This is a genomic window from Hymenobacter properus, from assembly GCF_015694735.1.
GTDB classification, from domain to species: Bacteria; Bacteroidota; Bacteroidia; order Cytophagales; family Hymenobacteraceae; genus Hymenobacter; species Hymenobacter properus.
Genome location: NZ_JADQDP010000003.1, coordinates 53,566 through 74,278, shown reverse-complemented (window position 1 = coordinate 74,278; position 20,713 = coordinate 53,566). Strand labels below are relative to the sequence as shown.

The 20,713-nt window shown below is 61.8% G+C and carries 11 protein-coding genes; 10 read left to right on the top strand and 1 reads right to left on the bottom strand.

Annotated features, from left to right (window positions below):
* Positions 1-262 precede the first annotated feature (262 nt).
* Positions 263-2,764, top strand: coding sequence for a TonB-dependent receptor plug domain-containing protein (locus I2I01_RS12320; protein ID WP_196286790.1), 2,502 nt, complete (start codon positions 263-265; stop codon positions 2,762-2,764).
* 225 nt (positions 2,765-2,989) lie between these two features.
* On the opposite strand, the gene I2I01_RS12315 is transcribed toward I2I01_RS12320, so the two are convergent.
* Positions 2,990-4,003 carry a T9SS type A sorting domain-containing protein gene (locus I2I01_RS12315; RefSeq protein WP_196286789.1) on the bottom strand — a complete coding sequence of 338 codons (1,014 nt, stop codon included), beginning with the start codon at positions 4,001-4,003 and terminating at the stop codon, positions 2,990-2,992.
* Positions 4,004-4,373: 370 nt separating this feature from the next.
* Here I2I01_RS12315 and I2I01_RS12310 point away from each other — a divergent pair, with 370 nt between their 5' ends.
* The 9 genes from I2I01_RS12310 to pelA all read left to right on the top strand — a co-directional run bounded on the left by I2I01_RS12310 (position 4,374) and on the right by pelA (position 20,683).
* The gene (locus I2I01_RS12310; RefSeq protein ID WP_196286788.1) at positions 4,374-6,737 is read left to right on the top strand and encodes a glycosyl hydrolase family 28 protein; all 2,364 of its coding nucleotides are present in this window, start codon (positions 4,374-4,376) and stop codon (positions 6,735-6,737) included.
* A gap of 153 nt (positions 6,738-6,890) precedes the next feature.
* Positions 6,891-8,819 (top strand): glycoside hydrolase family 88/105 protein, encoded by a 1,929-nt coding sequence (locus I2I01_RS12305; RefSeq protein ID WP_196286787.1) that lies wholly within the window; start codon positions 6,891-6,893, stop codon positions 8,817-8,819.
* A 370-nt stretch (positions 8,820-9,189) separates the two neighbouring features.
* The gene (locus I2I01_RS12300; protein WP_196286786.1) at positions 9,190-10,872 is read left to right on the top strand and encodes a sodium/sugar symporter; all 1,683 of its coding nucleotides are present in this window, start codon (positions 9,190-9,192) and stop codon (positions 10,870-10,872) included.
* A gap of 267 nt (positions 10,873-11,139) precedes the next feature.
* Positions 11,140-12,099 carry a pectinesterase family protein gene (locus tag I2I01_RS12295; protein ID WP_196286785.1) on the top strand — a complete coding sequence of 320 codons (960 nt, stop codon included), beginning with the start codon at positions 11,140-11,142 and terminating at the stop codon, positions 12,097-12,099.
* Between the two features lie 387 nt (positions 12,100-12,486).
* Positions 12,487-13,257, top strand: a complete 771-nt coding sequence (locus I2I01_RS12290) for an SDR family oxidoreductase (RefSeq protein ID WP_196286784.1) — start codon at positions 12,487-12,489, stop codon at positions 13,255-13,257.
* 114 nt (positions 13,258-13,371) lie between these two features.
* Positions 13,372-14,202, top strand: coding sequence for a 5-dehydro-4-deoxy-D-glucuronate isomerase (kduI, locus tag I2I01_RS12285; protein WP_196286783.1), 831 nt, complete (start codon positions 13,372-13,374; stop codon positions 14,200-14,202).
* Positions 14,203-14,239: 37 nt separating this feature from the next.
* On the top strand, positions 14,240-17,524 hold the full coding sequence (locus I2I01_RS12280) for a SusC/RagA family TonB-linked outer membrane protein (protein ID WP_196286782.1): 3,285 nt from the start codon (positions 14,240-14,242) through the stop codon (positions 17,522-17,524).
* A gap of 28 nt (positions 17,525-17,552) precedes the next feature.
* Positions 17,553-19,445 carry a RagB/SusD family nutrient uptake outer membrane protein gene (locus tag I2I01_RS12275; RefSeq protein ID WP_196286781.1) on the top strand — a complete coding sequence of 631 codons (1,893 nt, stop codon included), beginning with the start codon at positions 17,553-17,555 and terminating at the stop codon, positions 19,443-19,445.
* Positions 19,446-19,573: 128 nt separating this feature from the next.
* On the top strand, positions 19,574-20,683 hold the full coding sequence (gene pelA / locus I2I01_RS12270; protein WP_211537932.1) for a pectate lyase: 1,110 nt from the start codon (positions 19,574-19,576) through the stop codon (positions 20,681-20,683).
* The last annotated feature ends 30 nt before the right edge of the window (positions 20,684-20,713 follow it).

Here is a 20,713-nt window from a genome sequence, read left to right as displayed (position 1 = left end):
TGCCTGCCGCCCAGCTTCGCCACTGCCGGGGGCCGCCGCGCACTCCTTACAATGGGACTTCATCGGGCCAATCCGGGTACAAGAGTAACGAAATTATCACTAAGTCGGGTGACGCTAGGCCTGGAGACTCGACCAAAGCCCCATTTCATCGCCTGTGGTGGCGCCGTTGGCTTCACGGCGTCGCCATCTTTGCGGCGTAATCTCGCGGGCAGTTCCGGCCCGCCGGCCTACCTTTTCGGTTCCGAACGTTTCCCCGACTTTTATGCGCTTGCCCAAAGCACTTTTTGCTGCCCTGTTGGCCAGTGGCGTGGCCCTCTCCGCGTTTCGCCCCCGGCCCACCGACGAAACGCTGATTCAGCGCATTGCGCGCCAGCTGGGCGAATACTACACCTCCGCCCGCCAGGAAAAAGCCTATCTGCACCTCGACCGCCCGGTGTACGCCACCGGCGAAACCATCTGGTTCAGCGCCTACGTGGTGGACGCCACGCGCCACCAGCTCGACTCGCTCAGCGGGGTGCTGCACGTCGATTTGCTGTCGCCCCAGCGCAAAGTGGTGGCCCGGCGCACCATTCGCCTGCAGGGCGGCCGCGCCAACGGCGACATCGACATTGCCGACTCGCTGGCGGCCGGCACCTACGTGCTGCGCGCCTACACCAACTGGATGCGCAACGCCGGCGAAAACTTCATTTACAGCCGCCGCCTCAGCGTGTGGCCCGCCTCGCCCCTGAGCCCGCCCGATGTGCCCACCAGCACCCCCGGCGGCGCGGGCAGCAACGTGCGCCGTGTGGCCAAGCCCGGCCAGCCCGACATCCAGTTTTTCCCCGAAGGCGGCTACATGGTAGAAGGCCTACCCGCCGTGGTGGGCGTGAAAGCCACCGACGCCACCGGCCGCGGCCTGGCCGTGAAAGGCCAGATTCTGAATGCCCAGAACGCCGTGGTGGTGCCGGCCTACACCAGCCGCCACGCCGGCATGGGCCGCTTTGCCTTCGTGCCCGGCGCAGGGCAGCGCTACCACGCCCGCATTGTTTTGCCCGATGGCACCGCCACCGAATACCCGCTGCCGGCCGTGCAGCCCACCGGCTACACGCTGCACGTGGTGGAAACCCCCGACGACTTCCTGGTGGAAGCGCGCTACCGGGGCACGAGCGCGCCCGGCGCCGTGGTGCTCATGACCCAAGTGCGCGGCGTGGTGGCCTACCCCGGCCCCCGCAACCTGACGGCCGATGCGCCCGCCAGCTGGCGCATGCCCAAGAAAAACTACCCCAGCGGCATCGTGCATTTCACCTTGTTTGATGGGCAGGGCGCGCCGCAGTGCGAGCGGCTGGCCTTTGTGCAGAACGGGCCCAGCGCCTTGCGCATCAGCGTCACGCCCGACCAGGCCAGCTACGGGCCCCACGCGCCGGTGCAGCTCAACGTGCGGGTGACCGATGCCGCCGGCAAGCCCGTGGCCACCAATTTCTCGCTGGGCGTGAGCGACGCCGGCTTGACGGCCCTTGACCCGCAGGCCGAAACCATTGCCACCAACATGCTGCTCACGTCCGATTTGGTGGGCTACGTGGAAAGCCCCGGGTACTACTTCCGCGAACCCTCGGCGGCCACCGCCCAGGCACTCGACGACCTGCTGCTCACGCAGGGCTGGCGCCGCTTTGTGTGGAAGGAAGTGCTGGCCGGACAAGGCCCACCTGTGCACTTCACGCCCGAGCGCGACATCAGCCTGGTAGGCCAGATAGTGAGTGCCAGCGGCAACCGGCCCATTCCCAATAGCCAGCTCACCTATCTGCAGATGCGCCCCGGCAAAGTAGTAACCACCGGCACGTCGGATGCCAACGGCCGCTTCAGCTTCGCCGGCGTGCCCGTCACCGATACGGCCGTCATCACGCTGCAGGCGCGGCGCGCGCAGGGCGGGGCCAACGTGCTCATCAAGCCCGATTTCGGGCCCGACCCCACGGGCGGGCCGCTGCCGCTGCTGCCGCAGCTTTCGGCCGCGCCGGCGGCGGTGTCCACGTTTGTGAAGCGCAGCCGCCAGGCCCAGGCCGCCGAGCTGGATATGCACCCCGAAAAGGCCATTCGCAACATCAACCTCGGCAACGTGGCCGTGACGGCCAAGCGCGAAGTGGTACCGCGCGACGACCCCCGCCGCCTCTACGGCGCCTCCGGCGGCACCGTGATTGACTTTGCCGACATGCCGGCTGCGCAGTCGGGCATGAACATTCTGCAGCTGCTGCAGGGCCGCGTGGCGGGCCTCACCATCAGCGGTAATCCGCCCAACATGACGGCCCAGATTCGGGGCAGCGGCAGCCCGCAGTTTATTCTGGATGGGATGAAAGTCGACATCGACGTCATCAGCAGCCTGAGTTCATCGGACGTAGAAGCGGTGGAGGTTTTCAAGGGCAACGAAGCGGCCATTTTTGGCAACAGCGGCGGGGCCATTGCCATCTACACCAAGCGCGCCAACCCCAACTACAAGGGCAAAGACCTGCCGCCCGCGCCCGGCATCGCCACCGTGAAGCTACCCGGCTTCTACGCTGCCCGCGAGTTCTACCAGCCGCGCTACAACGCCCTGCTCACCAACCCGCCTGCCGACCCGCGCACCAGCACCCTCTACTGGAACCCCCTAGTGCGCACCAACGCCAGCGGCCAGGCCGAGCTGCACTTCTTCACCGCCGACGGCAGCGGCACTTTCCAGGCCGTCGCCGAAGGCGTAAGCCTGGACGGCCAGCCCGCGCTGGGTAGCTCCAGCAACTTCTCAGTGCGGGGCAAGTAGCCATGATGTAATCGAGGAGCATTCTGCAAAAAGCCCCGCTGCGAGCAACAGCGGGGCTTTTTTATGTCGCTTATTGAGTCGTTTTCCAGCATATGATTGTCGGGTCACTGTGTTGCCCGCTTCTATGCAACCGCTGCCAGGTTCCTGCAATTGTGCCATGCCCCTAAATCAAAAAAGCGTCCCTGGCTAGGCCAGGAACGCTTTCATGCATGGGAGTAGCAAAAACTACTCCTTCACGATGCGGGCGCTGCTGCGCTGCGTGCCGTCGGCGTACTCTACCAGGTAGAGGCCTTTGGGCAGGGCGCTCAGGTCAACGGGCGTTTCGGTGCTGCCGGCTTGGGCAGCAAAGGCGGCCACCTTGGAGCCGGTGGTGCTGAACACCGTCACGCGGGCGTCGCGGCTGGCAGCGGTATGGGGCACGTTGAGCTGGTTCTGCGTGGGGTTGGGGTACACAGCCAGGTTGGTTTGCACGGCCGAGCGGGCCGCCAGCGGGGCTTGCAGGCTCTTCAGCGTGAGGTCGCGCATGAGGGCGTAGCGGCCGGTGCTGCTGCTGCTGCTGCTCACGTAGATGCGCACGGTCAGGGTTTGGCCGGGAGCAATGGTGACGCCGGTGGCGCCATTCAGGGGCACGCTGTAGCGGAAAGCGCGGTTGAGGGGCGTATTATTGGCGATGGTGAAGCTTTGCGTAATCGGGAACGTATTGTTCAGCGTGGTGCCGTTGGCCGTGCCGGCCACCGTGCCCGTGGGAGTGCGGGCGCTGCCGCTGGCCTCGGTGGAGTCGGCCGGTGAGGTGAAGCCATTCTTCGAATAAACCACGCCCAGGAACGTGCCGCTCACCGAGCTGGCAATGGCCAGGTTCATGGCAATGGAGTCGGCGCGGAGCGTGACGCCGGCCGGGGCGGTAGCGGTGCACTGCACGTAGAAGTAGCGACGCAGGGTGCTGCCCGTACCGCCGGCCGACGTGGACCATCCGCCGCCGTCGGCGGCGGGTGCGAAGGCCATGCCGAAAAGCGAGCTGTAGGGCTTGGGCGGCGTAGCGGCCGTACCGTTCGAGAGCACAAACTTGCGCAGCGTCACGTTGCTGCTGGTCATGGTGCTGGGCGAGCGCAGGGCGGCGCTGTCCTGTGCGCCGGCCCGCAGCGACCACACTTTTAGCACGGGCGTGGTCTGGGCCACGGCCTGGCCCGAAAAAGCCAGGCCGGCAGCCAACAGTCCCGAAAGAAGTAAAGAATTTTTCATGATAATGGGTTGTGAATGGATGGGTGCGCGGGAAAGTGCAAAAAAAGCCTCTATTAGCTATTGAGAGAGGGTTTTGCTCATGCAATCTGAATATTTATACGAGAAATATCAAGCGCTTTGTTGCCTTTAATTGCGCAATCGTTCCCGGTAACGATGTCGGTCGAATCGACTAGTTGACGAGGTTATCGAACTGGGTTCAAAGGCCCGTTGCGAGAACGTTCCCGGCAACGATTGCGCAAAAAAAGGCGCTTGGCCGGCTAAAATGAGGGGCCGAAGACCTGCGAACGGGCCTAATATTGTTAGGGCAACCCTGTTTTCGTTTCTTTTCGCACGGGCCAAATTCCTGGGTTTGGCTCCTTCTTTAATTCCCATGAAATCAACTTCGATGCTGCTGCTGGCCGGGCTGGCGGCTTCTTTATCGGTCGGCTTTCGGCCAGCGGACGCGCCTAAAACCCAGGTTTTCCTGGTCGGCGACTCGACCATGGCCGACAAGGCCGACCTGACCAAACCCGAACGCGGCTGGGGCATGGAATTCGGCCAGTACTTCGATAACAGCGTCGTCATTCGCAACACGGCCCAAAACGGGCGCAGCACCAAGAGCTTCTACCGCGAAGGCCGCTGGGCCAAGGTGCTCGAAGGCCTGAAGCCCGGCGACTGGGTGTTCATTCAGTTCGGCCACAACGACTCGAAGCTGGACGACAGCGTGCGCGCCGCCCCGGCACAAACCACGTACCGCCAGTTCCTCACCAAGTTTGTGCAGGAAGCCAAGGCCAAGGGTGCCAACCCCGTGCTGCTCACGCCGGTAGGCCGCCGCTACTTCGACGACAAAGGCCAGCGCAAGGACGACCACGGCGAGTACCCCGGCGTGGTGCGCGAAGTAGCCAAAACGCAGAAAGTGCCGCTGATTGACTTGCACGAGCAAAGCTGGAAGATGTACTCGCAGCTGGGCGAGACCGGCACGCGGCCGCTGTTCTGGAGCTACCAAAACGGCTACTACCAGCCCAACCCCGTGCCGCCCGCCAAGAACGACAACACCCACTTCTCGGAGTACGGCGCCACCCGCGTGGCCCAGCTGGTGGCCGAAGACGTGCAGGCCCAGCACCTCGGGCTGGCCAGCCACCTCAGCCGCACGCCTTTCGAGGGCAAGCTGCTGGCCGACCTGCCGGTGGTGCTGACGCCTTCGTTCAAGAAAGACACCTTCAACCTGGCTAAGTACGGCGCCGTGGCCGACGGCCAGACCCTGAACACCGAAGCCTTCCGCAAGGCCATTGATGCCTGCGCCGTGGGCGGCGGCACCGTGCTGGTGCCCCGCGGTCTATGGCTAACCGGCCCTATTGTGCTGAAAAACAATGTGAACCTGCACCTGGCCACCGGCGCCCTGGTGCAGTTCACGGCCGACCGCAGCCAGTACCCACTCGTGAAAACCACCTGGGAAGGGGAGGACGCCATCCGCAGCCAAGCGCCCATTTCGGGTGTGGACCTAACCAACATTGCCATCACCGGCAACGGCACCTTCGACGGGGCCGGCGACGCCTGGCGGCCAGTGAAAAAGAGCAAGCTCAACGAGACGCAGTGGCAGCAGCTGGTAGCCTCGGGCGGCGTGCTGAGCGAGAAAAAAGACATGTGGTACCCCTCGGCCAGCTCGCTGAAGGGTAACCTAATGGCGGCCTCGGGCCAGAAGCGCACCAGCCTCAATCCCGCTGAATTCGACGACATCCGCGACTACCTGCGGCCCAACATGCTTAGCCTCACGCGCTGCAAGCAGATTCTGCTGGAGGGTTTTGTGATTCAGAACTCGCCGGCCTGGACTATTCACCCGCTGCTCTGCGAAAACATCACCCTGCGCAACGTGACGGCCCGCAACCCCTGGTACGGCCAAAATACCGACGCGCTGGACCTCGAATCGTGCCGCAACGGCATCGTGGAAGGCTGCACGTTTGACGTGGGCGACGACGGCATCTGCATCAAATCGGGTCGCGACGAGCAGGGCCGCAAGCGCGGCGTGCCCACCGAAAACTTCATCATCCGCGACACCAAGGTGTACCACGCCCACGGCGGCTTCGTGATTGGCTCGGAAATGTCGGGCGGCGCCCGCAACCTCTACGTGAGCAACTGCACCTTCATCGGCACCGACGTGGGGCTGCGCTTCAAGACGGCCCGCGGCCGCGGCGGCGTGGTCGAGAACATTTTTGTCGATGGGGTAGACATGACCAACATTGCCGGTGAGGCCATCTTATTCGACATGTACTACGCGGCCAAGGACCCTGTGCCCATGGCCGGCGAAAGCTCCGCGCCGCCCGTCATCGCGGCCATGCCGCTGAACGAAGGCACCCCGCAGTTCAAAACCTTCCGCATCAAGAACGTGACCTGCAAGGGCGCCACCACTGGCATTCTGGTACGCGGCCTGCCCGAGATGAGCATTAAGGACATCAGCATCGAAAATGCAGTGCTCGAAAGCAAAAAGGGCCTCGTGTGCCAGGAAGCCGAGAACATTCGCCTGAAAAACGTGACCCTGCTCTCGGCCGATACCGCGCCGGTGATGGAAGTGCAGAACAGCCGCAACCTAGCCTTCGACGGCATTCGCTACGCCAACGGTGCCGAGCTGCTGCTGCGCGTGACCGGCGACCGCAGCAAGGACATTCGCCTGACCAACACCGATACCAAAAAGGCCAAGAAAGACGTGCAGCTGGGCGACAAAGTGGCCAAGAAAACGGTGAGCGTGGCCCAGCGGTAAAGCGTAAACTAAACGAACCAGAACGAAAGAAAAACGTCATGCTGAGCGAAGCCGAAGCATCTCTACCGCAGCAGTAAATCAGATTACCTGCGCAGTAGAGATGCTTCGGCTGCGCTCAGCATGACGTTTCATTTGCAAAACAATCCACCCCTCATGAAACACACTTCCCGCTTCCTGCTGCCGCTCCTGGGGCTGGCGCTGCTCAGCGAAACCGCCGCTGCCCAAACGGCTGCCAAGCCGTACTCGCAGCGCATGGCCGATGCCTTCATCTCCTGGAACCCCGATTCCATTGTGGTAGGCAACGCTAAAGTCAGCCGCTGGAACTACGAGCAGGGCCTGATGTACACCGCCCTGGAGCGCGTGTGGGAGCGCACCGGCGACGCCCGCTACTACACATACATTCAGAAGGACCTCAACCGCTTCGTGCAGAAGGATGGCAGCATTCGCACCTACAAGGCCGAGGAGTTTCAGCTCGACAACGTGACGCCCGGCCGCGGGCTGCTGCTGCTGAGCCAGCTGTCGTCGGTGCCCGAGCAGGATAAGTACATCAAGGCGGCGCAGCTGCTGCGCAAGCAGCTGGATGAGCAGCCCCGCACCAAGGAGGGCGGCTTCTGGCACAAGAAAATTTACCCCAACCAGATGTGGCTCGACGGCCTCTACATGGCCGCGCCGTTCTATGCCGAGTACAGCCGCGTGTTCAACCAGCCTGCTGGGCTCGACGATGTGGCCAAGCAGTTCGCACTGATTGAGAAGCACCTCGTCGACCCCAAAACCGGCCTGCTCTACCACGGCTACGACGAAAGTCGCGAACAGCCCTGGGCCAACAAAGCCACCGGCCAGAGCCCCAGCTTCTGGGACCGCGCCGTGGGCTGGTACGGCATGGCCCTGGTCGACGTGCTCGACTATTTCCCCGCCAGCCACCCGCAACGCCCCGCTCTCATCAAAGCCCTGCAACGCCTGGCGCCCGTGCTGGCCAAGTACCAAGACGCCAAAACCGGCACCTGGAGCCTAGTGATGGGCCAGGAGGGCCGCAAGGGTAACTACGCCGAAGCCTCCGGCAGTAGCATGTTCGTGTATGCGCTGGCCAAGGGCGTGCGCCTGGGCTACCTCGACAAGAAGTATTCGGCCGTAGCCAAAAAGGGCTACGACGGCATCCTAAAGACCTTTGTTGCCACCGAGGCCAATGGCGCGCTGGCCTACAACGGCACCGTGAGCGTGGGCGGCCTGGGCGGCAAGCCCTACCGTGATGGCACCTTCGACTACTACCTCACCGAACCGCTGCGCAAAAACGACCTGAAAGGCGTCGGCCCCTTCATCCTGGCCAGCACCGAGATGGAAATTGCAGCCGAAGACGGCATCGGCCAGGGCAAAACCGTGGGCTTGGACTACTTCTTCAACCACGAGATGCGCAAAAATCCGCTCACCGGCGAGCAGGAGCAGTGGCACTACACCTGGGAAGAGCGCCAGCACGGCGGCTTCTACCAGTGGGGCATGCAGTTCCGCGAGCTGGGCGCCCGCACCGTGGCCGTGTCCGCCGCGCCCACAGCCGCCAGTCTCAAGCCCCTGAGCGTGTACATCATCGTAGACCCGGACTCGCGCAAGGAGTCGCCCAAGCCCAACTACGTGCAGCCCACCGATAGCAAAGTCATTACCGACTGGGTGAAGGGCGGCGGCACCCTCGTGCTGCTGGCCAACGACACGGCCAACTGCGAAACCAAGCATTTCAATGAGCTGGCCAAAAACTTTGGCGTGCAGTTCACCAGCCAGAGCGTGAACATGGTGCAGGGCTCGCAGTTCGAGCAAGGCAAGGTGGATTTGACCTCGGGCAAAGCCGTCTTCAAAAACGCCGGCACGGCCTACGTGAAGGAGCTGTCGGTGCTGTCGGTGGCCGCGCCGGCCCAGCCGCTGGTGACGAACAACGGCAAAATCATCATGGCCACGGCCCGCCTGGGCAAGGGCAAGGTGTTCCTCCTCGGCGACCCGTGGCTGTACAACGAGTACGTGGACGGCCGCAAAATCCCGGCGACGTTCCAAAATTTTCAGGCGGGCAAAGATTTGGCCACTTGGCTGCTGGGCAAATAATGCCCCGTCTGTCAACTGAGCGCAGCGAAGAAGCTTATTGCGCTAGAGGTTTCTGATGCGAAAAGGGCCTTCGTTGCGCTCAGCATGACATGCAATTTTAATGCACCAAAAAGGTCGGGCTCGCCCGGCCTTTTTTTGTGCCTACCCAATAAAAATTTTCAGGCTCTGCGTGGTCATATATGCAATCGAAACCGATAGCTGACTTACACAACCGTTTGCGTAATCCGGCCGCGACTTTCGGGGATTTATTTGCAGAAAACCTTTCAGAAGCCGTTTTTTTACCGGAACATTACTTTCCCATAGCTTCGCCAACCCTGCGCCCAGTGGCGTGCGGCGGCAGCCCAACGCCTTAATTCCCACTCTTCCCTCAATGAACCAACACACCCTTAGTACGATTGACTATATCGTATTTTTCGTCTACTTCATCATCGTATCCGGCTACGGCATCTGGGTATATCGGCGCAAAACCGGCCACGACGGCACCTTGGAGGGCAACTCCAAAGACTACTTCCTCGCCGAAGGCTCCTTGACGTGGTGGGCCATCGGCTCCTCGCTCATCGCCTCCAACATCTCAGCCGAGCAGTTCGTGGGCATGTCGGGCTCAGGCTTTTCGATGGGTCTGGCCATTGCCACCTACGAGTGGATGGCGGCCATCACGCTGGTTATCGTGGCTGTGTTCTTCATTCCGGTGTACCTGAAGAACAACATCGCCACCATGCCGCAATTCCTCAGTCAGCGGTATAACTCGACAGTAGCCATGATTATGGCCCTGTTCTGGCTGGCGTTGTACGTGGTCGTAAACCTAACTTCGATTCTCTACCTCGGCGCTATTGCCATCAGCAGCATTGCCGGCCTGAACCTGACTTTCTGCATGTACATGCTGGCGGCCTTCGCCGTCGTCATCACGCTGGGCGGCATGAAGGTGATTGGCTTCACCGACGTGATTCAGGTATTCTTCCTGATTCTCGGCGGTTTGGCTACCACCTACCTGGCCCTGGACTTGGTATCGGACCACCAAGGCGCTATCAAAGGCTTCAACCTGATGGCTGAGAAAGCTCCCGAACACTTCCAGATGATTTTCAAGCGCGACAACGAGCATTTCCTCGACCTGCCGGGCCTCACCGTGCTGCTCGGCGGCATGTGGATTGTGAACCTCAACTACTGGGGCTGCAACCAGTACATCACCCAGCGCGCCCTGGGTGCCGACCTGCCCACGGCCCGCTCCGGCATTTTGTTTGCCGCCTTCCTCAAGCTGCTCATGCCCGTGATTGTGGTGCTGCCCGGCATCGCGGCCTTCGTCCTGTATAAGAGCAACGTGTTCGGCGCTGCCGAATTTGGCTCGGGGGCGGACCTGAACCCCGACCGCGCCTACCCGGTGCTGCTTAACATCCTGCCTGTGGGCCTCAAAGGCCTGTCCTTCGCTGCCCTCACGGCCGCCGTGGTGGCCTCGCTGGCCGGCAAAGCCAACTCCATTGCCACCATCTTCACGCTCGACGTGTACCACAAGGTGTTCAAAACCGACGCCACCGAGAAGCAGTTGGTAGCCACCGGCAAAATTGCCGTGGTCGTGGCCATGATTCTGGGCGTGCTCATTGCCCCGCACCTAGGCATCGACAAGAAGGGTGGTTTCCAGTACATTCAGGAATACACCGGCTTCGTGTCGCCGGGCATTTTTGCCATGTTCATCCTGGGCTTCTTCTGGAAGAAAACGACCTCCACGGCAGCCCTGTTCGCCACCATTGGCGGCTTCCTGTTGTCGGTGATGTTCAAGTTCCTGCCCACCTACATGGACCTGTCGTTCCTGGCGCCGTTCGGCTTCGCCGTGAAAGGTTCGTCGGGCGTTTACGAAATTCCCTTCCTCGACCGCATGGGCTTTGTGTTCGTCATCTGCATTATCATGATGATTATCATCAGCCTGATTGACAACGCCCGCGGCGTGAAGCCGAAAGGCCTGGAAGTAGACAGCAGCATGTTCAAGCCGCAGCCCAGCTTCGTCATTGGCACGGCCGCCATTGTGGTTATCCTCACCACGCTCTATACCATCTATTGGTAGGCAAGCGGGCTGGTTTTTCAACAGTTCCAAATTGTGTGGCCCGTTGGCGAAAGCCGGCGGGCCACACACGTGTCGGGGCTGCTGGCAATTAGTGCAGGGAAGGCAAGCATTTTGATTGAGAAATAGACTTATTCTTGAGCCAAACTGGCAAATACATAGGTTCAACGAATATGAATTAGGACTGGTCGGGAATAAACTCTTAAATTCGCCCTACCCAAATCAGTCCTCTGTGGCTTATTTCATTTCCCCCAATCCCACCCGTTAGCTATGCCTAAACTTCTCCTCCTTGCCTTGCTGTTCATCAGCCTTACCGGGTTTGCCCAAACCAAAAACGTGGTGGTGGCCCAGGACGGCTCCGGCAACTACCGCACTGTGCAGGCCGCCCTCGACGCCGTGCCCCTCAACAACCGCACGCCCACTGTCATCTTCATCCGCAAAGGCATCTACAAAGAGAAGCTGAACCTGGCCAAGAAGAAGAATTTCGTACGCCTCAAGGGTGAAGATGTGAACACCACCATCCTCACCTTCGACGACTACAACGGCCGCACCCCCGCCAACGGCGAGCCCCTGGGCACCTCGGAGGCTTCCACGTTCCGGGTGTTCGGCAACGACTTTTCAGCTGAGAACATCACCTTCGAAAACACCGCCGGCACGGTAGGGCAGGGGCCCGCCATGTGGGTCTACGGCGACCGCGCCCGCTTCGTGGGCTGCCGCTTCCTGGGCTTCCGCGACACGCTGTACGTGTATGGCTACGGCAGCCGGCAGTACTACAAAGACTGCTACATCGAGGGCACTACCGACTACATCCTGGGCTCGGCCACGGCCTGGTTTGAGGACTGCACGTTGTTTTGCAAAACGGGCGGCACCGTCATCGTGGCCGCCTCCACGCCCGACAGCATTCGCTACGGCATCGTGATGCAGCGCTGCAAGATTGGCGGCGAGGCCCCGCCCGAGTCGTACTTCATTGCCCGCCCCTGGAAGCCAGCCGCCAAAACCGTGCTGCTCAACTGCGAGCTCTCCAACATCATCAAGCCCAAAGGCTGGGACCACTGGGGCAAGGAAAGCAATAAGCAGGAGGCCTTTTTTGCCGAATACAAGTCCATCGGCCCCGGCGCTGCTCCCAAGGCGCGCATCCTGTGGTCGCGCCAGCTCACGCCGCAGCAGGCCGCTTTCTATACCCGCGAAGCCGTGCTGGGCAACTGGGACCCCAACGCCAGCGTGGAGTAAATTTCCTGGAAGGAACGCAGCAGCATTCGGGCCGGCAACCGTACCCTTGGGGTACGGTTGCCGGCCCGAATGCTTTTAAATGAAGCCCGAGAATGGATTTCTATTGCCAGCTGATTTATTTGAAAAGTTCAATTTGTGGCAAGGCCGTTCTCAGGAATTGACGGGGGAGGGTTTTGGCGTTTTTTAGCTTATTGAGGGCATTTTTAGTAGGGACTTACCCAAGTGTTTGGTCTATGGCATCGTTCCCGGCAACGATTGCGCGAAAATAGATTGTCCAACTCTTGCTTTTGGCGGAAGCCGATGAAATATTTATGAAGCAAAGCCACCCTCAAATAGGTTGCTTTGCAGATTTCATCTTCTCTTTCTCCTTCGCATAGTCCCTTTAGTATGACTGCTTTCTCTTCCGCATTTAGTTTGGCTGGTAAGCGCGCCCTCGTTACGGGTTGCGACCGGGGTATCGGGCAAGCCATTGCCCTCGGCCTGGCCGAGGCCGGCGCCGACATCATCGGCGTATCCATCCACATGCCGAAGGGCGGCGAAACCGAGCTGGCCGTGCAGGCCCTGGGCCGTGAGTACAAAGGCTACCAGGCTGACTTCGGCAAGCTGGAAGAGTTGCAGGGCTTCATCAAGCAGGTGCAGGCCGACTTTCCGGTCATAGACATCCTATTCAACAACGCCGGCATCATCCGCCGCGCCCCCGCTGCCGAGCACTCCGACGAAGACTGGGACGCCGTGCTGAGCATCAACCTTGATGCGCCCTTCCGCCTGGCCCGCGCCATCGGCGGCCAGATGCTGCAAAACGGCTCCGGCAAAATCATTTTCACGGCCTCGCTGCTCACCTTCCAGGGGGGCATCAACGTGCCTAGCTACGCGGCCAGCAAAGGCGGCGTGGGCAGCCTGGTAAAAGCCCTTGCCAACGAATGGGCCGGCCGCGGCGTGAACGTGAACGCCATTGCGCCCGGCTACGTGGCCACCGACAACACCGCCGCCCTGCGCCAGGACGAGGAGCGCAGCGCCGCCATCCTCGCGCGCATTCCGGCCGGCCGCTGGGCACTGCCCACCGACTACGCCGGTCCGGCCGTGTTCCTGGCCTCGGCCGCTTCAGACTACGTGCACGGCACCATCCTCACCGTCGACGGCGGCTGGATGGGGCGGTAATTGAAATGTTGAGTTTAGAGGGTTGAATTTTGAGTTTTCGAAATCAACCCCGATTTCAGGAACAACAGCCCTGAATAACTCAACATTCAACACTCAAAACTCAACACTGAAAAAATGACCCAGCGCTTTGCCATCGGTCCCCGCGAAACTGCCACGCTCAACACGAACGGCATCCGGGAGCATTTCCTGATTGAAAACATCTTCACGGCCGGCGAAATCGAGCTGACCTATACGCACTACGACCGCATGATTGTGGGCGGGGCCCAGCCCACCGGCGCGGCCCTGACCTTGCCCTGCCCGGAGTCGCTGAAGGCCAATTTCTTTCTGGAGCGCCGCGAGTTGGGCGCCCTGAACGTGGGCGGTGCGGGAACTATCACCGTGGACGGCACGGTCTACGAATTGGGCAACCAGGACTGCCTGTACGTGGGCATGGGCAGCAAGGAAGTGGCCTTTGCCAGCGTGGACGCGGCCAATCCGGCCAAGTTCTACCTGCTGTCTTCGCCGGCGCATGCGGTGCACCCCACCACGCGCCGCACCCAGGCCGAAGCCACGCCCGTGGAAATGGGCGCCATGGAAACGGCCAACGAGCGCACCATCTACAAATACATCTACCAGGAAGGCATCCAGAGCTGCCAGCTGGTGATGGGCCTCACGCAGCTGAAGCCCGGCAACGTGTGGAACACCATGCCTAGCCATACCCACGACCGCCGCATGGAGGCCTACCTCTACTTCAACCTGCCCCAGGGCCAGCGCGTGCTACACCTGCTGGGCGAGCCCACCGAAACCCGCCCCTTGTGGGTGAGCAACGAGCAGGCCATTCTCTCGCCCCCGTGGTCCATCCACACGGGCTGCGGCTCCAGCAACTACGCCTTCATCTGGGGCATGGCCGGGGAAAACCGCGAATACACTGACATGGACGCCGTGCCCCTCGACGCACTGCGCTAAGCTGATTTTTAAAAACTCCCACCCAATCATTTCACTCATGAAAAAACATTTCCTCCTGGTCTGGCTCCTGTTCTTTGGGAGCATCGGACTGGCTATGGCGCAAAGCCGCCAGGTGCAGGGCGTTGTCAAATCGGCGGACGGTGAGACCTTGCCGGGCGTAACGGTGCTGGTTGAAGGCACCACCAACGGCGCCTCGACGGGCGTCAACGGCGAATACAGCATCACGCTGACTCCGGCCCAGGCAGCGGGCGCTAAGCTGCGCTTCAGCTTTGTGGGCTACGTGTCGAAAGAAGAAACCGTAGGCGACCGCACCACCATCAACGTGACGCTGGCTTCGGACAGCAAGCAGCTGGAAGACGTGGTGGTTATCGGCTACCAGGCCGTGCAACGCCGCGACGTGACCGGCTCGGTGTCGTCGGTGAGCGCGCAGCAGATTAAAGACATTCCGGTGAACTCGGCTGCCGAAGCCCTCACGGGCCGCCTGGCCGGTGTGCAGCTGACCAGCGCCGAAGGTACCCCCGGCAACCTCAACGTGCAGGTGCGCGTGCGCGGCGGTGGTTCCGTAACGCAGGACAACTCGCCGCTGTACGTGGTGGACGGCATTCAGATTGAAAACGCGCTGAGCGTGATTGCCCCGCAGGACATTGCCTCAGTCGACGTGCTGAAGGATGCTTCGGCCACGGCCATCTACGGTGCCCGCGGTGCCAACGGCGTAATCATCATCACTACCAAGAAGGGCTCTGAAGGCCGCACGGTGGTGAGCTACAACGGTTTCGCCGGCTTCCGCAAAATCTCGAAGACGTTGGGCGTGCTCGGTCCCGACGACTATCTGAACTATCAGTACGAGCGTACCCGCCTCATCGGCAACCAGTCGGGCGGCCTGCCCACGTTCAAGAGCCTGTTCGGCAGCTCCAACTTCAACAGCGACACGCTGCAGCGCGCCCGTAGCGCGCCGTTCATCAACTGGCAGGACGAAGTGTTCGGCCGCGAGGCGTTCCAGCAAACCCATAACGTATCGGTAGCCGGCGGCTCGAAAGCCACCACCTACTCGCTGAGCTTGACGCACAACGACGAGCAGGGCATTCAGCGTGGTTCGGACTACACCCGCAACCTGGTGAACTTCCGCTTCGATACCAAAGCCACCGACAAGCTGCGCGTGGGCCTCAACGCCCGCTTCAACGACCAAGGCACCCTGGGTGCTGGCACCTCGACCTCGGGCTCGAACACGACTTCGCGCCTGCGCAACTCCGTGCAGTACCAGCCGCTGCAAGTGCCCAAGGCCAACGGCCAAGTGGTAGACGTGTCGGCGTTTGACCCTGAATTCTTCGACCAGTCGTCGCTGGCCAACCCCGTGCTCACCATCGACAACGAGTACCGCAAAGACAAGCGCCGCACCATCAACATCGGCGCCAACGCCTCGCTGGAACTGGCCAAGGGCCTGACTTTCCGCACCACGGCCGGCTTCGACATCACGGACTTCAACCTGGGCACCTTCAACGGCCAGTACTCGCCGGTGCTGCGCTCGGCTTCGGGCGGCTATGCCAACCTGCCGTTTGCCACTATCACCCAGAGCACCCAGACCACGCTCAACAACTCGAACGTGCTGGACTACTCTAACAAAATCGGCAAGCACTCTTTCGGCATCCTGCTGGGCGAGGAAGTGTACCAGCAGCAAACCAAGCAGCTCTACATCCAGACCAACTTCCTGCCGGTTGACATCACCGCCGAGCGCGCGCTGGCCAACATCAACCAGGGCGTGCTGCCCGCCGGCCAGACGGCCCAGCCGGTGCTGCCCCAAACCAGCATCCCGAGCGACTACCGCCTGCTGTCGGGCTTCGGCCGGATTACCTACTCCTACGACGACAAGTATCTGTTCACCGGCACGCTGCGTGCCGACGGCTCGTCGAAATTCCCCTCGGGCAACAAGGTGGGCTACTTCCCCGGTGCCTCGGTGGCCTGGCGCGTGTCGCGCGAGGAGTTCTTCAAAGGCATCCCCACCATTTCGGACCTGAAACTGCGTTTGAGCTACGGCCAGGCCGGCAACAACCGCATTAACGACTTCCTCTACGCGCAGCTGTTCACGGCCGGCAACGCGCCGTATGCCCTGAACCACAGCATCGTGCTGGGCTCGTCGGCCAGCGGCCTGGCCAACCCCAACCTGAAGTGGGAAACCACCACCTCGCGCAACATCGGTATCGACCTGTCGTTGCTCGACAACCGCTTCCAGTTCACGGCCGACGCCTATTATAACACCACTGACGACCTGCTGCTGAACAAGCCAATTCCGGCCTTCCTGGGCTACACCTCGCAGCTGCAAAATATCGGCTCGACCTCGAACAAAGGCCTGGAACTGCAGCTGACGGCCACCGTGCTGCGCAACGAGAACTTCACCTGGACGGCCACGGCCAACGCCTCGTTCAACCGCGGCCGCATCGAGAGCCTGGGCGGCAACCAGACCGAAATCCCCGCCATCTCGTCGGGCTGGGCTGGCAGCACTGCCTCGCTCATTCCGGACTATGTGGCCCGCGTGGGCCAGCCGGTGGGCCAGATGTACGGCTACGTGACCGACGGCTACCTCACCGCCGACGACTTCTCGGGCTACGTGCCCAGCACCAGCGGCGGCCTGGGCACTTGGACGCCCAAGACGGACCGCACCTTCGTGAACGACCTGGGCCTGATTGGCGAATCGGCCTACCGCCCCGGCCTGCTCAAGCTGAAAGACCTTAACGGCGACGGCAAGATTGATTCCAATGACCAGACGGTGATTGGCAACGCCAACCCCAAAGCCGTGGGCGGCCTGAACCAACAGTTCACCTACAAAGGTTTTGATGCCAGCTTGTTCCTGAACTTCGTGCTGGGCAACGACATCTACAACGCCAACAAGATTGAGTTCACCTCAAACACGCCCAATACTTCCTTCAGCAACGTGCTCGATATCATGAGCAACCGCTACCGCGTCATCGAAGCCGACGGCAGCCCCATCACCACCATTGCCCGCTTGCAGGAAGCAAACCAGTCGGCCAACATCTGGACGCCCACCCGCAACTTCGTGTTCCACTCCTGGGCCGTGGAGGACGGCTCGTTCCTGCGCATCAACAACCTGACCGTAGGCTACACCCTGCCCAAGTCGTTGACGCAGCGCGCCAAGGTAGCCTCGCTGCGCTTCTACGCCACGCTGAACAACCTCTATACCTTCACCAAATACACCGGCTACGACCCGGAGGTGAACACCCGCCGCAGCACGCCCCTCACGCCGGGCGTCGACTACGCCGCTTATCCCCGCAGCCGCGCCTTCCTATTTGGCGTGAACCTGTCGCTCTAATTCCCACCCGATTTTTTGCTCTGACTATATGAAATCGTTTCATTCCTTTCGCCGGGCGACGCTAGCTGCCCTGGCTTTGGCAGGCACCGCCGGACTGGTTTCGTCCTGCAAAGACTATCTTGAAGTTGACCCCATTGCGCTGAACACCACCGAGTACACGTTCAGCAGCGTGAGCGGGGCCACGGCCGCCGTCATTGGCGCCTACGACCCGCTGTCGGGCGACAATGGCTACGGCACCCGCGTCAGCATGTATTATCCGCTGGATTCGGACGAGCTTATCGGCTCGGCCGGCGCGGCCGACGGCGGTCGCCGCAGCATTGCCCGCTACACGGCCCTGGCCACCAACACAGAGATTAACAACCCCTGGAACCAGCTGTACCAGGGCGTGGAGCGCTCCAACATCTGCATCCAGCAGATTCCGCAGATGCCGCTCTACACCGGCGGCACGGCCACCGAGCAGGCCGCCCTCAAGCGCCTGCACGGCGAAGCCCTCACGCTGCGGGCCCAGTACCTGTTTGAACTGGTGCGCAACTGGGGCGACGTGCCCGTGCAGTTCACGCCGGCCGTGTCGGGCCAGGATTTCAACCTGCCCAACTCCGACCGTAACGCCACCCTTACCCGCCTGATTGCCGACCTGAAGCTGGCCGAGGACCTGCTGCCGTGGCGCAGCCAGGCCGGCGCCGCCAGTGAGCGCATCACCAAAGGCGCCGCCAAGGCCCTGCGCGCCCGCATCAGCTTGTTCCGTGGCGGCTACTCGCTGCAGGGCAACGCCATGCAGCGCCCCGGCGACTACCTCGACTACTACCGCATTGCCCGCCAGGAGTGCGCCGACCTGATGACCACCAGCGCCCGCGCTGAGCACAACCTGAACCCGAGCTTCCTGGAGGTCTTCAAGAGCATGAACGAGCTGCGCTCGGAGGCGGCCAACGAAATCATGTTCCAGGTGGGCATGGCTACGGCCACTGGCGCCTCGGGCAGCAAGATTGGCTACTACAACGGCCCGCGCCTGCAGAATGCCTCGGGCACCTACGGCTCGACGCAGGGCGCTGTGACCATCGCCCCGCCTTACTTCTACGCTTTCGACTCGACCGATACGCGTCGCGACGTGACCATCACCACCTACGGCATTGCCAGCACTGCCAACGTACAAACCGGCGTGGCCCTGACGGCCGCCACCGACGGCAAATGGCGCCGCGACTGGCACATTCCGCCCGTGACCGGCACCGTGAACTACCTCGACTACAACTGGCCCATCATCCGCTTCGCGGACGTGCTGCTGATGTTTGCCGAAACTGAGAACGAGCTGAACGGCCCCACCACGGCCGCTCAGGATGCCTTTATGGAAGTACGCACCCGCGGCTTCGGCGGCAACCGCGCCCGCGCCCTTGCCACCCTGCCCACCAACAGCTTCGGCAGCAAGGCCAGCATGTTCAACGCCATCGTGAACGAGCGGTACATTGAGTTCGGCGGCGAAGGCATTCGCAAGTACGACCTGCTGCGCTGGAACCTGTTCGAAACCAAGATTGCCGAAGTGAAGGCCAACATCGAGAAGATGGCCCTCGGCCAGGCTCCCTACGACAACGTGCCGCTGTACCAGTACTACCGCACGCCCACCTCGGCCTCGCTGGCCGTGCAGCCCGTGCAGTGGACCCGCTCGTTCTACCGGCCTTCGCCCACGCCCAACACTGCTCCCACCGGCACCGTGCGCGTGAACTGGCGCCAGGGCATCGACGCGGCTTACGTGGCCAACACCAAGCCCGCCGGCACCGACTACGTGCTGCCCGGTACCACCACCCCCGTGAAGAGCATCGCCTCGGGCCTGGCTGCGGAGTACGTCCCCGGCCGTGGCAAAGAGCTGCTGCCCATCCCGCAGGCTACCCTCAGCGCCGACCCGGCTCTGAAGCAAAACTTCGGCTACTAAGCAATGCGCGTTGTGTAATAAGTGGTGAGGCTCAGGCAAAGGGCTTCGCTACTTATTACGCCATGCTGAAAACCTAATAAAAGGCCGTCGCCATCTCCGGCGTACCGAGCACAGTCCATCGTCACACCATGCTCCGTTTATTGCTGATTATAAGTGGGCTGACGGCTTCCGTTGTGGGCTCGTCCTGCGCCCGGCAGCCCATCGCGGCCGAACCGGGCCGTGTGGCCGCTTCTGCCACGGAGCAGCCGGCTGCCGCTCCCATGCAGGACAGCACCGCCGAAAAGATGCTGGTGTTTCAGCGGGCCATTGGCGGCTGGCCCAAGGCCGTGGGCAACGAGAAGGTGGACTACAAGCACCCGCTGTCGGCCGCCGACCGCACCCGCACGCTGGCCGACAAGGGGCGCAACGACGCCACCATCGACAACAACGCCACCAGCCGCGAAATCAATTATCTGGCCCAGGCCTACCAGAAAACCAACAACCCGGCCTACCGCGAAGGCGCCGAAGCCGGCATCCGCTTCCTGCTGAAAATGCAGTACGCCAACGGCGGCTTCCCGCAGTACTACCCCGATTTCAGCAACTACCGCCACCAGATTACCTACAACGACAACGCCATGGTGCGCGTGCTGGAGCTGCTGCGCAACGTGGCCCGGCAAAAGGCCCCCTTCGTGGGCCTCGCCGCGGACCTGCCAGCCCAGGCCCAAACGGCTGTAGAGAAAGGCACCGACTGCATCCTGAAAACGCAGTACCTGCGCAAGGGTGTGCTCACGGCCTGGTGCGCGCAGTACGACGAGAAAACGCTGCAGCCGGCCAAGGCCCGTGCCTTCGAGCTGGCCTCGTTGAGCGGCGACGAGTCGGTGGAAATCGTGCGGTTTCTGATGGGCATCGACAACCCGTCGCCGGAGGTGAAAAAGGCCATTGAAAGCGCCGTGGCCTGGTTCGAGAAAGTAAAAATCAGCGGCTACACGGTGAAGGAAATTGCCGCGCCGCAAGAAAAATCGGGCCGCGACCGGGTGATGGTGCCCGAAGCCGGTGCCACCATCTGGGCTCGTTTCTATGAGCTTGATACTGACCGGCCCATTTACGTGGGCCGCGACAGCCAGGTGCACTACCAGCTCAGCGAAATTGAGAATGAGCGCCGCGCCGGCTACCTCTACCTGGGCACCTGGCCCGAAAAACTTCTCTCCAAAGACTACCCTGCTTGGCAAAAGCGGGTGAGTACGGGAGGGAGGGGTTAATTCCACCTTATAGCTTCGTTCAGCAATCCA

Excerpts from the sequence above, each read along its gene's own strand:
- I2I01_RS12305 (WP_196286787.1), top strand. The coding sequence starts at position 6,891 with ATGAAACACACTTCCCGCTTCCTGCTGCCGCTCCTGGGGCTGGCGCTG.
- I2I01_RS12275 (WP_196286781.1), top strand. The coding sequence starts at position 17,553 with ATGAAATCGTTTCATTCCTTTCGCCGGGCGACGCTAGCTGCCCTGGCT.
- I2I01_RS12280 (WP_196286782.1), top strand. The coding sequence starts at position 14,240 with ATGAAAAAACATTTCCTCCTGGTCTGGCTCCTGTTCTTTGGGAGCATC.
- I2I01_RS12290 (WP_196286784.1), top strand. The coding sequence starts at position 12,487 with ATGACTGCTTTCTCTTCCGCATTTAGTTTGGCTGGTAAGCGCGCCCTC.
- I2I01_RS12310 (WP_196286788.1), top strand. The coding sequence starts at position 4,374 with ATGAAATCAACTTCGATGCTGCTGCTGGCCGGGCTGGCGGCTTCTTTA.
- I2I01_RS12300 (WP_196286786.1), top strand. The coding sequence starts at position 9,190 with ATGAACCAACACACCCTTAGTACGATTGACTATATCGTATTTTTCGTC.
- pelA (WP_211537932.1), top strand. The coding sequence starts at position 19,574 with ATGCTCCGTTTATTGCTGATTATAAGTGGGCTGACGGCTTCCGTTGTG.
- I2I01_RS12295 (WP_196286785.1), top strand. The coding sequence starts at position 11,140 with ATGCCTAAACTTCTCCTCCTTGCCTTGCTGTTCATCAGCCTTACCGGG.
- I2I01_RS12315 (WP_196286789.1), bottom strand. The coding sequence starts at position 4,003 with ATGAAAAATTCTTTACTTCTTTCGGGACTGTTGGCTGCCGGCCTGGCT.
- I2I01_RS12320 (WP_196286790.1), top strand. The coding sequence starts at position 263 with ATGCGCTTGCCCAAAGCACTTTTTGCTGCCCTGTTGGCCAGTGGCGTG.
- kduI (WP_196286783.1), top strand. The coding sequence starts at position 13,372 with ATGACCCAGCGCTTTGCCATCGGTCCCCGCGAAACTGCCACGCTCAAC.